Genomic DNA, 14464 nt, shown 5'->3' on the forward strand with positions numbered 1-14464 from the left:
GAACGTCCGACCTACTGATTACGAATTAAGCGCTTAGATTGTAAGTCTTTGAAAAAAGAATGTTTTAATATATGGCGCCCATTACAATTGTCATATAAATGCACATAAGAGAATAGTTCTATCCCGCAAAAGTCCCGCATGGGTTTCTGCAGTTATAGGAGGATTAATGATATTTGATAGAAGGGTAAAGGTCTTTTATAGAACAGCCAGTAATACTTTTAATTTTCTCAGAAGGTAAATCTTCTAGAGCAATAGCCTACGGTACCCACCTCTTCAAGACCTTTTTTTAAGTCCTGTTCTAAGAACATTCTTGTTTTAACTAGGGCTAAAGTCATAATATCCAACTGTTGAATATTGAGAAGAAGATGGGTTAATAATTAACGGTTAAAGAGAATTATTAATCCTCTAAAACGAGTAAGTCTTGATCCGATAGGTTTGTTATTTCCTTGATAAGTTCAGGGTTAAGCCTTTTAGCTAACATTTTTTTAGCAATAACAAAATCTTCTTCTCTTCGGCCCTGTTTTAGGCCTTCCTCTATGGCTAATTTTTCAACTAGTTATGTAGCTCATAATCTATAAGGTTTAGTGTGCCTCAACTAAATCCATGACTTCTTTTTCAGGCAAGCCGGTTAATTTTTGAACAGCTCCTGGAGATCTGCCTTCAGCTAGAAGCTGTTTGGCAATAGCTGCAATAGCAATAGCTTTGCGGTGCTCGCCTTCTTCAAGACCTTTTTTTAGACCTTGTTCTAGGCCTTGTTGTAGCCATGCTTGATGATTTTTCTCGACCTCTTCACGGACAGCACTTAGTACATAACTCATACCTTTTTCCCCTTTTAACTGTTCTATCTCGTTATTATACTGAATTTTTAGGTCAGGAGGCAAAACAAGACCCCAATCAATTACCTTGAATAGATTAAGTATATAATCTTTTTTATATCCTTTTTTCAATAAAAGTCGAGTGATTTTAGACTTCATCTCATAGCGACTTTGGGGGTTTCCTTTAGTCTCTATAGCTGCCAATTGGACCAAAACTACGATCCCAAAAGGATTGATTGTTTCTTCTAACTCTTTTTTACTAGTTTGATAATCAAGTAGTTTGTTAGTTTGAAAATTAAAACTAAGTATAGGAAGGTCTAGAACTTGTTTTTGATAACTTTTAGGATGCCAATTATTATTCCCGTCTGTGAGGATTGCAAGGGTTAAAATAGCATGACCACGTTTTTCAAAAAGTCGGTAATAATACTGGAATAAACGTAAAGAGAATTCATCCTCTTTTTTTCCTTGAATTTCGACATGTATTAATATGACTTCTTCTTGTCCTTGTAATGTTTTGACCTTAAATAATTTATCAACAAAGCGCTTACCAACTGTAGCATCAGTTGTGATAGTCTGAAGTTCCTTATCAAGTGTTTCATATTCAGCTATCCAATCAATTTTCTGTGCGATTTCTGGATAGAAAAACTCCATAAACTCTTTAAAATAAGCATCTAAAATATCTTTCCAAGCTGAGTCGTGGTTTGCTCGTTGTTTCTTTTCAGACATTGTTATTCTTCCTTATCGTAATTACCGGACGTATGATTTTAACTTTTCAACATCTAAAAAGATAATAAATTATCTATTCAATTAATTAGTTGAATCAATCCATAAATTGTTAATCTATAAAATAGATATCAGGATTTTTTATTTCCCTTTTTTAAATATTCAGAAATTAGTGTAACCATAACATCACGAATTTTTAAGCCCTCAGAAGCAACTTTGGCCTTAAAAGCATTAGCCATTTCCTCGGGTAATTCACAAGCTACTCTAGCCAATTTACGATTTTTTTGGTCAACTGTTTTCATCTACATTTCTGTCCAAATATTAATTATGGCAAAATTATAACAAAATTTAATATAAAATTCTAAAAACATATATTTACAATTTTATAATTTTGTAATAAAGTATTTATTGTATTGAAAGAAAGCGCTAGTAACTGAGATTCTGAGTCCCAGCTACTAGCTAACCACAACCTACTACTGGAGAGTAAATCATGGCTAACGTCATAGTAGATCATTTCGCTCGCGTAGAGCAATCTTTGAATAACCTTAACTTAAGAGCTTGCAAAATGGGCGAGCAAGTTCAATCCCTCGAGCAGCAATTTGTTTCCCAGCTCAGCAAATTAGTTTTAGAGCTTGATAAAGAAATAACCCAGCCTAGAAAGTATGTTCCACTGTCAGATCGAGAAGAATTTTATCAATGGAATAAAAAACATCTCAAAGACTTTTATCGCACCTTATTCAAATTATTCTTAGAAACTCGACAGTACGAAAGCCTTATTCATAAATACCATGGCACCACCGAATCAATTAAAGAGGAGGTGGCTCATGTCTAAACTAATCAGTCAATATCCTGATATAAAAAAATATGCCAGTGATTATCTATTCCAAATAGATGATTTAGTTCGAGATTTATACGATCTGAAAAATAAACTCACCGAAATTTTATTTAGTATAGAAACGAAAGCTTGTCATGGCCGCTGCTTGTTAAACAAAGGCGATACTTATTTGGTTACACTTAAAGATTCGCTTAAAGAATTACCATCCAGTTATTCTGAAAAATTTTTCTTTTTAGAAGGGATTATCATTGACTTACTTAAACGTAAAAAAATCTTACATAGGCATTATAAAACCTACTTGCTTGCCTTAAAAGAAGTAGAGAAGGTAGCTCGCCGAGACTTATGAACCTTAATCCTAAAATTAACCTGAGGAATGAAAATATGAACTTAACTTCACCAAACCGAGACAGTGAAATTCAACTGATCAAGAAATTGAATGAAATAGAAATAGGACTCTATAAAGTGAAGAATTCATTGATTCTAGGGGGAATTTGTTTGGCTTTAATTTTTACAGGATTAGGAGCAGTTTTTCATAAATTATTACATTAAACCCGCTAGACCCTGTTAAGGGGACAGCGATAAGAGTACGCAAACACTCCATCGCTGTCTGGCACATCATCGGAGCACCGACAATGGTTAAACGCAGCTTAAAGAGTTTTTTATTTGAGAGCAAATTAAATGAAGACGAGAGTAATTATCAAAGGGCAGCCGCTAAAAATTACTTAAATTATTTTGGAAATAGGCGACCCAGCATCGAGCAGCTTGATATGATGCAATCCTTAATTGATTCACATTGGTTAAAGCGCACGGTTAAATTTAATAACAAATTGACGGAGCGGGAAAAAGAATGCTTATTAAATCTTATACATGGAAAAAATACCAATGAAATAGCTTTATTAATGAATATTTCAGCACAAACCGTCAAGATACATATACGTAATATTTTAAAAAAAATGGTTTGTAAAAATACTAAGGAGGCGATTGCAAAAGCTTTAAGGTATGAGTTAATAAAGAAGCGATATTATTTCGAATGATCTTTTTTATGATATAGATTGATATGTATATCAATTAAATTTTCATACAAATGAGCATGAAAGTTTCCTGACCCACAGATGAAGGCAGCCTGGATCATATTATGGCAATTAAGTTTTTTCATCCCCTGCTTTCTGTAGTATTTTACTGTATCTGGATTAAGTGAAAATATTTGGGACGTATGGGCCACGGTTTTACCCTTAAAAGCCAGATAAAGGCATTTCATTTCTTGTGTAGATAATTTTTCATCAAAGGTTAAGGTTTGGCGAGTTAATAAATCGATGATCAAGTTTTTAGCAACAACCATTTGATTATTAGTTGGTTTTTGATTTCCAAAATAGGCCAAATAATCTTTGGCTAATTCTTGGTAGCATTTCTTTTTCGGCTTAAGTAGATAATCTACATATTGATCTACATCATCTAATTTATACATTTTAATGAACATATTAAAAAATATTATGTTCATAATGCATAAAAAAATTGTTGAATGCTCTACCCCTTTAGGGTGATGTTTTTAAGATTATTTTAAAAATAAAATTCATCCTATATAAGTTAAATACTTATAAAGTAAAATTTTTTTTATTAAAAACCCTTACCTTAGGGGGTAGATATTTTTATAAATTAATTATCCATAATCCTTTTTTTAATAACTAGAAAGGAATTTTTATGGGAATAAAAATTTGGGCGAGAAAAAAAGAAGAAGTAAGCGTGATTAAATTGGCTTTGCTTGTAGAGGACGATGCAATTAATCAAAAAATTATGAATTTTTTTTTATCAAATTTAGGATACAGGGTTGATAGTGTTACCAATGCAAATTCAGCTATAGAAAAAATTCAGAGTAAAACCTATGACTTGATTATAGTTGATATTGGTTTGCCGGATAGACCCGGTACAGACGTCATTGAAGCTGCTCGTCAATATCAACTTAATTTAGCAACTCCTTTAATAGTATGGAGCGCACATATAAATAATGATGTCGAGAAATATCGCAATCTGGGCGCAGATGCCGTTTTGGAGAAAGCTTGTTTAGCTGAGGACCTAGAAAACGCAATTCAGGATTGCTTTTTAATTTCGACGTATGAAAGGAGATTTAATTTTCAATTAATTTCGTTAGGAGAAAGATGGCGTGAATTAGATGGAAAAAAATGTGAATTAGCTGCCATTGATTATGTTGAAAAACTTATGGCTTTTTTTCGTGAAGCGCTAAAAATAATTGAAGAATACCATGTATGGCTGAGATTTTATGAGAAGCAAGAAGAAGTTAGTGAAGTATAATATTATTTTTAGCGTAAAAAGAGCTAAATGTCATTAAATTTATCATTTTTTACGTACACTTGTAGAGCAGGAAATATATAAAAGATATTTATAGCAAAGCATTATATATGATCATATGCTACTAATGAATTGCTTTCCTTTTAAAGCTATAAATTGAAAATTAATAGGTATAAAGAAAAATCAAGAAAAATTAATGAGTATAAGATGCGACATTATTTATTTCGTTTTTTAGCTATTATTTCCTCCCAACTTCATATTTTTAGGTGCTATTGGTCTAGAAATAGGATGTTTGTGCACGGATGATTTCCAGAAACGAAGTGATTTGGCTTTTTTAACCGGCTCACTCTCGATTTTTCCATAAGGCTGCAACTCACAAGTATTTTGTAAAATATTTTTTGGTTTTTCAGTAATTTCATGTTTCGCTGTAAAAAGTGTCCCGCCTTCAACATAACAATAATTACCTTCCTTAATTACTTTTTTTTGATTTAGCCCAACGAGTGACAATACTTCGTTTCCGGCATCAAAGATATTACTTACTTTACCTGGAATGACGTAAATCATCCCATTTTCTCTATTTTTAAAAGTAACGGCACTGCGAAACTCTCGTTCCGTCTTAATCTTAGCTAAAACAGCCCCGATCCATGTTGTATAGGTGAATTTTTGTTTGAATGTCGGCCAAAATCTTTCCATCTCTTTTTCGCAATTGGGCACAACCTGCTGAGAAATAAATTCATCGTTAACAGAAGAAAGACAATTTTTAGCTTCCTTAGCAGTTTTATAAGAACCCATAATTGTCCATTTTCCATGAGTCATTATATATTTTGAAAAAACTTGATTTTTATTTATACGATCATCATAAGGCATTAAACATGGGAACCATCCATCCATTACGATAAATGAAAAAGGGAACTTGGGAAGAGGTTTTTCAGTATGTTCGTATATTAGCGCTAGACAAGGTTGATAGACAATTTCCATTTTTAAAGGCAATCCTTTAGGATCAGGTATCAATGCTTGATAGCTTGTTGTGTTAATAACATGATTAAAAATGAAAGATTTCTTCTTACGCATTTCGCCCTGCTTACCTCTCACAACAAGCTGATTGTTAAGACGTTTTTCAACTCTTGTAACATGAAAATTGCACAACAATTCTACTCCCGCATTGGTTAAGGCGGCACTAAAAAAATTACGTAAAGGTTCACCTAATATTAGACTTGGCTCTTCAACATTAACTGCAAAACTTAAATTATCGTATCCCCAGTCAGCTGGTAGGATCTCGCTATAAATTTCAAGCTCTTTACAGATAGAGGCAAATTTTTCCTTATCTATTTTAGATGGATCTCCATTTGCATCTATAATTCCCACACCATAAACTGAATACATATGCGGTGTGATCAATTCAGGATAATAATTGAAAAACTGATGAAAGCCTTTGCGACAAGCTATTCTTGTTTCCTCGGATCGAGGATAGTGAAGGCCACTGTGTATTCTGATGCCAAACTTTCCTGAAATTTCACTAAATATGTCAGGATTTTTTTCGAACAGCGTTATTTTGCATGTCGGGCATTTGCTTTTTAAAACCAAAGCAATATGTACTCCGTACCACCCTGATCCTATAATGGCAATTTTGTTTTTTTTTATATTATTCATTTTAAATATTTATTTTTTATAAAATGGTTAGCATTATTTATATGGGGTTATTAGATATAACTCTGCAACACCTATTAGTATAAACCAATTGATGAAATAAAATAAAAATGAAAGAATAAGCATTACCTTTTCTAGGTATATTGGTTATATAAATTCAATAATACTTTGCATAAAGCTTAAACACCTGATCATCCAGTAAGATGACTAAGTACTAGCCATAGCCTTATCTTTAATGTATATTTTCTGCGCGGATTGATTTGGTTTTCTTGGAAGTTTTTTATGAATTTTAACCAAAAAAAAGATGGGTTTGATAGTGCGTTTGTTCTTGAATTATTAAAACAATTGCCTGTCCATGTTTTTTGGAAGGATAATGAAGGAAAGTATTTAGGATGTAACGATCTTTTTGCGCATGGTCTTGGCCTATCTTCTTCGGAAGCGGTGATAGGAAAAACCGATTATGATCTTCCTGTAAGGAAAAAAGATAGTGATATCTATCGTAAGGATGATAAAGAAGTAATGGAGTCTCGCATTCCTAAGCTTAATATCGAAGAGGAGCAAACCTTTCCTGATGGTAGAAAAGGTTATCTATTAACTAATAAAGTACCCGTTTTTAATAAAAATAATGAAGTTATCGGTGTTATAGGTGTTTATAGTGACATTACTGAAAGAAAAAAATCAGAAGAAGCTTTAAAATTAGCTAAAGAAAAAGCCGAAGTAGCCAATCAAGCAAAAACAGAGTTTCTCGAAAACATGCGCCATGACATCCGGACACCCTTATCGGGAATTGTGGGCTGTGCGCATTTGATTCAAATGGAATCAAACAATCCAAAAAAAGTAGCTGAATATGCTACAGACCTAGCTCAATCTAGTGATGCTTTATTGGAATTTATGAATAAAATATTAGAAAGCATTAAGGTAGCAACAGGTGAAATTCCGATCTTGAAGCAAAGGTTTGACTTGCATAAAGAGTTGGAACAGATCGTACGATTAAACAAGCCGCAAGCCGACATAAAGCACATCAATTTATATTTGGATTATGATAAAAGCATTCCAGCTTATTTGTTGGGTGATTCTCTACGATTTCAACGCATTGTTCTAGAGTTGGTGACGAATGCGTTAAAGTATACTGATAAAGGCGAGATTAAAGTCAGTGCACGTTTAATAAAAAACAAAACGCATACAGGACAATTAATTATTGAGCTTTGCGTTAGAGATACAGGTATGGGTATTCCTCGCGATAAACAAACCGAAGTCTATACGCGCTTTACGCGTCTAGTTCCTGCCTATCGAGGAATTTATCCAGGAACAGGCTTAGGTCTTTCAGTGGTTAAACAATTTATCGAAGACTTAGGTGGTGAAATTCATATTGAGAGTGATGTAGGAAAAGGAGCAACTTTTATTTGTTTAATTCCTTTAGAAGAGTCATTATCAACAAAAGATGGGAATGCGATAGGAGAAATACAATCGTTTGAAAGTGATACTTACTTAATCGACAAAAAAGTGGCCATGATACCTGCGTTACAAGAGAATGTTGTGACGACCGGAGAGCATGTGTTAGTGGTGGAAGACAATTCCATCGCGGCAAAAATCGCGCAGGGTATTCTTTTAAATCTTAATTGCCAAATTGATATTGCACCGGATGGGAAAACCGCATTGACTCTCATAGAGAAAAATCATTATAGCCTTATATTGATGGATATTGGCCTGTCAGATGCAGATGGTTGTGATATAACGCGTCTTATTCGTTCAAAACAATGGAATAATAATTCATCGATTCCCATTGTTGGATTAACAGCACATATAGATGAGGAAAATAAACGACGTTGTTTAGAAAAAGGGATGAATGCGATCTATATCAAACCATTAACACCAGAGAAAGCTTCTGGAATCCTAAATGCGTTTCTATCGCTTTCACAACCCTCTATTTTTAAAGAGCATCAGGCTAAATCCTCCAATCAATTGCAATCTTTGTCTCTTTTAGACAAAGAGAAGGCATTAGAATTCCTGGGTAGTGAAGAAAAGCTTCATGAAATGTTGGCGTTGCTAGTAAGTAGTCTGACAATAGAAATACCTAATCTAAAACAATACCATCAGGACAATGATTGGGAGGGTATACGATTGTTAGCACATAAATGGAAAGGTGGAGCAAGTTATTGCTCTGCAAATCGCTTAGAACAAATATGCATAGAAATGATAACTGCATTGAAAGTAGAGGCGCCTGAAGAAGCTGAAGAACTTTATCAGCAGTTACTTCAAATCGCAGAAGCAACTAAAGAAGTAGCCAGAAAGGTTATAGGCACCTGACTAGTAATAAAGGGATGCATCTTCCAAAAGGATTACTTTAAATAACAAGATTATCTAAAAACTTACTGTACGATAGGATTTTTTCCATTTCCATATTCAATGGGGTTAAATCATCAATAAAAGAATAATAATATAATTCCTTGCCATGTAGCTTTACTGCCGGGTATAAATATTTTTCCCATTCGGAAGGTGGTTCAGCAAGCTCAACTTCAGTATGAAAATAAGGTAATTTTTCCCTGTTTTGCAAAGCGTTCAAAACAGGTTCTGGGGCTTCTTCAAAAGCAGCAAAGTTGATTAGGCTCTGCAATTCAGACTCTTTTTTTACAATAAGCCATTTCATTTTTTTATTTTTATCAAGTAAAAGGTAGCTACCTTGTTCATCTAAGAGATAGTATTCGACAATCTGATGTTTTCTACAAAGTTTATTGAATAATTCGATAAATACAGGATCTTCAATGATAGACAACACATTATTTTTATTAATTTTACTCAATGAAATGTCTGTTAATGCGATAAAATAATTTTCTTGTAGTTCTTGAATATTATCCATGATGACATTTAAAAATCCTATGGAAGATTTTAAAATAAATTTGTTAATGATGCCTTCATTAAAAGCGACTATGGCTAATTCATTACTTGCTTCACCAGTTAACATAACTTTTCGTAAATATTTAGATTTAATTTCTTTACAAAATTCAGCCCCATTCATATAAGGCATGGAATAATCGGCGAGTAAAACAGAGATTTCCTCATAACGATTTGAATTATAGATTTCATGGTGAATTTTTTTGATGTTTAAGCCGGCGACCGGTTGTTCAAAAAAGCTATCTTCTTCAGATAACAAACTTCGATTAATAAAAGGTTCATATTGGTATGAATTATTTAGAAAATCTAAAGCGTTTTTTGGATTTTCATAAAAATAACATGAATAATCGCTTAATCCTAACCGGAGCGATTGAAGAAACTTTTTATTGTCATCTACCAATATAAGACTTGTAGGGTAATAACAAATATTTAATCTATTTTTTTTCATAGTAATTATTATAGAAATTAAAGTTTAGAATTAATTTTAGGGAATTTCAATGTAAATAGAGTGTATTCATTTTCAATAGATTCACACAGTATTTCTCCTCCTAAGGATTCCATAGCAGCCCTGCAAAATGTAAGGCCAATACCCGTTCCATGAGGAGTTTTAGTATAAAAACGGTCAAATATACGTCCAATAAACTCTTTAACTATACCCGTTCCTGTATCTTTGAAGCAAAGCGTGTTTTCTTTATTTGACTCTAACCAGATATAAACTTGGCCTTTATTAGCTTTAGCAATATGAAATAAGGCATTTCGTAATAAATTAAATAATATATGCGTAATTAGCAAGTATTCTCCTTTAACTATAAAATCACGATTTTCTGACCAATGAATCAATTCTCTTTCTTCTTCCGAAAAGGGATATCGAGATAGAGTTTCGGTGACACATTTGTCTATTGAAAAAGTTTTGCATGAGTCCACACTGAATTGAGGACTTACATTCATAAGTAGCATGTCAATAAATAGAGCCGCAGCTTCAGTCTCTAATTCCATATCCGAAGAAGTTTTTTCTATGAGCTTAAATGTGCTCATTTTAATAGTTTCTACGGGTAGTTTGGCTTGTGAGGCCATTAGATAGGCTTGGGAAAAATAAGGAAAATATTTTTTAATATTTTTTGCACCTATATTAAGTGTGGCTAATGGAGTACGTAATTCATGAGCAATGCTTGTTGCTACCGAAGACATAGCATTTAACCGTTCTTTACCTGATTTTTCTTTATTCCGTGCAAAAAGCAATACAACAGCCAAGGAACCCAAGTATTGAGACATTAAACCAACAAAATTATCATTTTTAAAAGGAATAGCTGAAGTAAAATGATAGCTTAACCAAGCAAGAAAAACCCCTAAGGTAAGCAAAATTATAAAGCTAAGCCAATCTACCAGCAGCATAAGTAATACTAATACGATAGTGGTGCTCATAAGCCAGACATCAATGGCATGATTCTTCAATAGCATGAAACAAAAAAAGAAAGGCAGGCAAAACAATAATGTTATATACCAATAAGTAGGTAACCATGGCTGCAGCTTTTTTGGCCAATATTTGTTTAATACTAAAAATAAGCAAAGTAAAGTTGCAACTATCCGTAAAGGTAAGCTTTCATAGGATTGGGAGGAAAAAAATTTCCATATAATATAATAAAGAGGGTAATTGAGAAGACCAAATATACCAAAAATCACATATTGCGCACCAAAATCTTCTACTTTTACACTAATATATCCATTAAGTTTTCTAGCTAGGTAACCTAGTTTCTTTATTGTTATAATTAAAAATCGCATCCGATAAGTTCTTCCACATGGAAGTTTGAAAGTCACTGATAAAATTAAACACTTCTTGTGCTACAAGTGGTTTTTTTTGCCAAAGTTCCTGAAACGCTGCTATTAATATTCCTTCAAAATGATCCGCTTTTATATGCACATTAAAAAAAGTTAACGCTTTTCCGGTAGCGCCTATGCTTTCTGCAATGTTGCGCAAATTTAGATAATCAACATTATCTAGTCGCTCTATGGCAGCAAATGCAGCTAGCCTATGGTCCCAATCGTTCCTTCTGAGCCAAAGTAATTGGTTCCTAATATATTCTCTTGCAAAATGCAAGTAGGCAGTTTCTTCTAATAACTCGTAAGTTAAATCAACATCAAAACTTTGAGCAAATTGAAAATATAATTGTTCATGAGATAAGCCATTCATACCAAACTCATCATGAACATTTTTTAAGATCATTTGTTTGGTTTTATAATCTGGTGCAAAATTTCCCATATACCATAAGAAACTATCGAAGTGACCACGTATATGATATAAAACTTTTACAAAAAATTGACATTGTTCTTTGCTCCAATGCTTAGTTAAAGAATAATTAAATATATCTATGTTTGATAGTTTTGCTTGATAATCCTCATCCCAATTAACTAGAAAATTTTGTAAATCAGAGATTGCTAAGATATTTTGGTCAATACATGAAGATTCAGCTTTATTCTTTATTATAGTGCTCATGGTTAATCCTAATTAGATATTAATAACCAGGATTAAATACTCATAAGCACAATTGAATGTTTTTCAATAAAAATGTGATTAATTTGGGAATATTATAAAATAAAATAAATTTATTTCCCATCCTGATTTTTGTGGATATGTTACCATGAATTTAGTGGTTGTTAATATAAAGATGATCCTATATCAGACAAAATTAAAACCTAAATATATAAAGTTTTGCTCTCAGTTTTTTTGAATAGTTTAATGGATATTTATATCCTTTATCTTAAGGAAAGTCCTGGCCTGAATATTCTCGGAGATAGCCGTGAGTTATTCCCTTATAGACCGCCTGTGCCATTGTTTCACTTTCTAGTTTGTACTTAATGTTTTTATGCCATGTTTCAACTGTTGAGGGCATTACTTCTAATAGATTTGCTGTTTCTTTTACTCTTTTCCCTAAAGAAGCTAAAAGCAAACAGCAGAGCTCCCGACTGGTTAGTTGAGAATTAAAGGTTAATTCTTTAGTTATGCTGGTTTTTAAAAATAAAGATTCAGCAAGTTTTAGTTGTTTATAATTAGGGTTCTTATTGCCTAGCTTTACTAACAATTTTTTTATAACAAAATCAGTGTTTTTTCTTGATGGGATTTTTGTCATTTGCTATTCCTTTTGAATTATTTTGATAGAATAAGTGATATAAAATACGTTTAGTTCTATCCATTAAATTAGGGATGTTTTCTATAGCAAAGTATTTATCCTTTGCAAATAGAAATTGCATAATTTAGTATGCAATCTGAAACATAATTGTTATGCAAATTTTGCATAAAATATATCAGATATAAGCCATATTTTGTGTAGGTAATTTCTTATGAGTTATTCACTGTGACTAAAAAATCCACTGATACTTCTAAATTAGACTCTAACAACTATAAGGAGGCTCGCGGAGAAAGAGTTCGTTATCTTCGGGAAACCTTATTGGGATTAAAGCGCAAAAAATTCTGCTTACGTCACCCGATCATTGGTGAAGGAACTTTGCTTAATTGGGAATATGCCAGATATGGAGGACTGAGTATGAAAGGGGCATATGCTCTACAAGAGATATTTCAAGAGGAAGGTATTCTTAATTGCACAATTGAATGGTTGTTACATGGAATTGGAGAAACTCCCACTTTGATGTATTCATATCAGCATTTAAATCATGAAAAAGATCTTTCTAAAAAACCATCTATAGAATCTGAGGATGAGAGAATAAAGAAAGAAATCAATTTATTTTATATTCATCATCCTAATGCTATCCATACGATCATTGAAGATGATCTAATGCAGCCTTATTATAATCGCGGTGATTATGTTGCGGGAATTAAATATGATTTAAACAATATAGAAACTTTATTTCGTAAGACCTGTATTATTCAGACTATTGAAAATACTATTTTAGTTCGAAAAATATATCCTTCAGATAAAAAAGAACTATTTGTTTTGAAAGCTAGCAAATCGAAAACAGAAAATAAGAATAGCGTTAAAATACTTAATGTTGCTCCTATTATTTGGATTAGAAGGCAAGTTAAGAATGAATTATATCATTTAAAATCATGAAGTTTTAACTATGAATTTTACAATTTTTTAGTATAGATACTAATTAATAGTAGCTCATATTATTATTTTTAATCCTTTTATTCAGGGAGTGTTTTTTTTTAATGCATTGTACATAATATTTCCAGAATTTTATTTCGAGGAAATTTATATGTCGTTAAAAAAACAACTAATATTAAATCATCAAGCTTTACTTGTTGAAGATGATCCAATACAACAGAAAGTAATTGGTACTATGTTATCTCAATTAGGCTATACAATTGATATTGTTGGAAACGCGAAAGATGGAATTTGTCGATTGCAAGATAAAATATTTAATCTTGTAGTTTTAGATTTAGGGCTACCTGATCTTCCTGGCGAAGTAGTTATTGATGCTGTTCGAAAATGCACACGTAATTCAGATGCATTAATTATTGTTACATCTGCTCATGCGGATAAAAAAAATCAACAGAGATGTTTGCATTTTGGAGCGAATACCGTACTTGTGAAACCTATATATAAGGAGAATTTAGAAAAAGTTATTTATCCTAGCTTACAAAATAGAAATAAACATACAGAATTTACTTTTTAATTAAGCTGGAATAACAGGCCAAATCAGCTAACCTTTACTCATACTTATGTTATTTAGAATAAGGAATAGACTGATGTTCTCTATTCTCCCAATTCTCTATAAAATCCTTTGCAAGCTTAGGATCGGTGATGAATACTAAATTCTCGGCATTTCGTTTTTGCGCTGCATCCGTAAAGTTAAAAGAACCAGTAATGACTTCTTTTTCATCAATAATCATTACTTTATTGTGAGCTATTGCAGGCTTGGAATCGATCCAGACAGGAATTCCAGTATCAGCGATGTAATGTAACAAACTATATTTTTGTTTACGTTGGCTTTTATCTAATAGAACTTTAACTTTAACGCCTCGATTTTTCGCTTCTATTAATGCGTCGGCGATAGCCTTAGAGGTGAAGTGATAGGCTTGAACAAGAATAGAATGTTCAGCTTTTGCAATATGATCGGTAATTTGGTGGGTACAATCTTGGCCCGGTGTAAAGCATGAATGAATAACAGGGCAAGAAACAGATTTTGTCGGTAAGCTAATCAGATTGGTGTGTGATGATCCGGCACATCCCTGGATTAGCGTCAAGGAACTTAATATACAAATTAAAAGAACTCGTTTTAGCATAACGGT

17 protein-coding genes are annotated in these 14464 nt (G+C 32.6%); 8 read left to right on the forward strand and 9 right to left on the reverse strand.

The genetic code is table 11. The annotated features are described in order from the left end of the window. Positions 1–581: 581 nt before the first annotated feature. On the reverse strand, positions 582–1541 hold the full coding sequence (locus AAHH40_RS00620; protein WP_342220194.1) for an Rpn family recombination-promoting nuclease/putative transposase: 960 nt from the start codon (positions 1539–1541) through the stop codon (positions 582–584). A gap of 128 nt (positions 1542–1669) precedes the next feature. Next, the gene (locus tag AAHH40_RS00625; protein WP_342220195.1) at positions 1670–1840 is read right to left on the reverse strand and encodes a plasmid partition protein ParG; all 171 of its coding nucleotides are present in this window, start codon (positions 1838–1840) and stop codon (positions 1670–1672) included. Between the two features lie 188 nt (positions 1841–2028). Here AAHH40_RS00625 and AAHH40_RS00630 point away from each other — a divergent pair, with 188 nt between their 5' ends. The 4 genes from AAHH40_RS00630 to AAHH40_RS00645 all read left to right on the forward strand — a co-directional run bounded on the left by AAHH40_RS00630 (position 2029) and on the right by AAHH40_RS00645 (position 3407). Then, complete coding sequence (locus AAHH40_RS00630; RefSeq protein ID WP_342220196.1) at positions 2029–2370, forward strand: hypothetical protein; 342 nt, start codon at positions 2029–2031, stop codon at positions 2368–2370. Then, positions 2363–2719, forward strand: a complete 357-nt coding sequence (locus tag AAHH40_RS00635) for a hypothetical protein (protein WP_342220197.1) — start codon at positions 2363–2365, stop codon at positions 2717–2719. The genes AAHH40_RS00630 and AAHH40_RS00635 overlap by 8 nt, the downstream gene beginning before the upstream one ends. Positions 2720–2754: 35 nt before the next feature. Further along, entirely contained in the window at positions 2755–2922 is a 168-nt protein-coding gene (locus AAHH40_RS00640) for a hypothetical protein (RefSeq protein WP_342220198.1), read from the forward strand. A gap of 83 nt (positions 2923–3005) precedes the next feature. Continuing rightward, positions 3006–3407 (forward strand): helix-turn-helix transcriptional regulator, encoded by a 402-nt coding sequence (locus AAHH40_RS00645; protein ID WP_342220199.1) that lies wholly within the window; start codon positions 3006–3008, stop codon positions 3405–3407. Here AAHH40_RS00645 and AAHH40_RS00650 read toward each other — a convergent pair. Then, positions 3395–3850 carry a helix-turn-helix transcriptional regulator gene (locus tag AAHH40_RS00650; RefSeq protein WP_342220200.1) on the reverse strand — a complete coding sequence of 152 codons (456 nt, stop codon included), beginning with the start codon at positions 3848–3850 and terminating at the stop codon, positions 3395–3397. The genes AAHH40_RS00645 and AAHH40_RS00650 overlap by 13 nt on opposite strands. Positions 3851–4071: 221 nt before the next feature. Here AAHH40_RS00650 and AAHH40_RS00655 point away from each other — a divergent pair, with 221 nt between their 5' ends. Continuing rightward, a complete protein-coding gene (locus tag AAHH40_RS00655) occupies positions 4072–4680 on the forward strand; it encodes a response regulator (RefSeq protein ID WP_342220201.1) in 609 nt (202 codons plus the stop codon). 228 nt (positions 4681–4908) lie between these two features. Here AAHH40_RS00655 and AAHH40_RS00660 read toward each other — a convergent pair whose 3' ends face one another. Beyond that, on the reverse strand, positions 4909–6327 hold the full coding sequence (locus AAHH40_RS00660; protein WP_342220202.1) for an FAD-dependent oxidoreductase: 1419 nt from the start codon (positions 6325–6327) through the stop codon (positions 4909–4911). 279 nt (positions 6328–6606) lie between these two features. Between AAHH40_RS00660 and AAHH40_RS00665 the strand changes: the two genes are divergently transcribed. Next, positions 6607–8631, forward strand: a complete 2025-nt coding sequence (locus AAHH40_RS00665; protein WP_342220203.1) for an ATP-binding protein — start codon at positions 6607–6609, stop codon at positions 8629–8631. Between the two features lie 37 nt (positions 8632–8668). Here AAHH40_RS00665 and AAHH40_RS00670 read toward each other — a convergent pair whose 3' ends face one another. The 4 genes from AAHH40_RS00670 to AAHH40_RS00685 all read right to left on the reverse strand — a co-directional run bounded on the left by AAHH40_RS00670 (position 8669) and on the right by AAHH40_RS00685 (position 12341). Continuing rightward, a complete protein-coding gene (locus AAHH40_RS00670) occupies positions 8669–9664 on the reverse strand; it encodes a hypothetical protein (RefSeq protein ID WP_342220204.1) in 996 nt (331 codons plus the stop codon). A 17-nt stretch (positions 9665–9681) separates the two neighbouring features. Next, positions 9682–10995 (reverse strand): HAMP domain-containing sensor histidine kinase, encoded by a 1314-nt coding sequence (locus tag AAHH40_RS00675; protein WP_342220205.1) that lies wholly within the window; start codon positions 10993–10995, stop codon positions 9682–9684. Further along, a complete protein-coding gene (locus tag AAHH40_RS00680; protein ID WP_342220206.1) occupies positions 10949–11707 on the reverse strand; it encodes an iron-containing redox enzyme family protein in 759 nt (252 codons plus the stop codon). The genes AAHH40_RS00675 and AAHH40_RS00680 overlap by 47 nt, the downstream gene beginning before the upstream one ends. 265 nt (positions 11708–11972) lie before the next feature. Then, on the reverse strand, positions 11973–12341 hold the full coding sequence (locus AAHH40_RS00685) for a LuxR C-terminal-related transcriptional regulator (RefSeq protein ID WP_342220207.1): 369 nt from the start codon (positions 12339–12341) through the stop codon (positions 11973–11975). A gap of 225 nt (positions 12342–12566) precedes the next feature. Here AAHH40_RS00685 and AAHH40_RS00690 point away from each other — a divergent pair, with 225 nt between their 5' ends. Together AAHH40_RS00690 and AAHH40_RS00695 are read left to right on the forward strand one after the other, a co-directional pair. Next, positions 12567–13280, forward strand: coding sequence for a hypothetical protein (locus AAHH40_RS00690; RefSeq protein ID WP_342220208.1), 714 nt, complete (start codon positions 12567–12569; stop codon positions 13278–13280). 148 nt (positions 13281–13428) lie between these two features. Continuing rightward, entirely contained in the window at positions 13429–13848 is a 420-nt protein-coding gene (locus AAHH40_RS00695; RefSeq protein WP_342220209.1) for a response regulator, read from the forward strand. A 49-nt stretch (positions 13849–13897) separates the two neighbouring features. Here AAHH40_RS00695 and AAHH40_RS00700 read toward each other — a convergent pair whose 3' ends face one another. Next, positions 13898–14458, reverse strand: coding sequence for a phospholipase D family protein (locus AAHH40_RS00700; protein ID WP_342220210.1), 561 nt, complete (start codon positions 14456–14458; stop codon positions 13898–13900). Between the last annotated feature and the right edge of the window lie 6 nt (positions 14459–14464).

Source organism: Rickettsiella endosymbiont of Miltochrista miniata (assembly GCF_964031245.1).
Taxonomy (GTDB): domain Bacteria; phylum Pseudomonadota; class Gammaproteobacteria; order Diplorickettsiales; family Diplorickettsiaceae; genus Aquirickettsiella.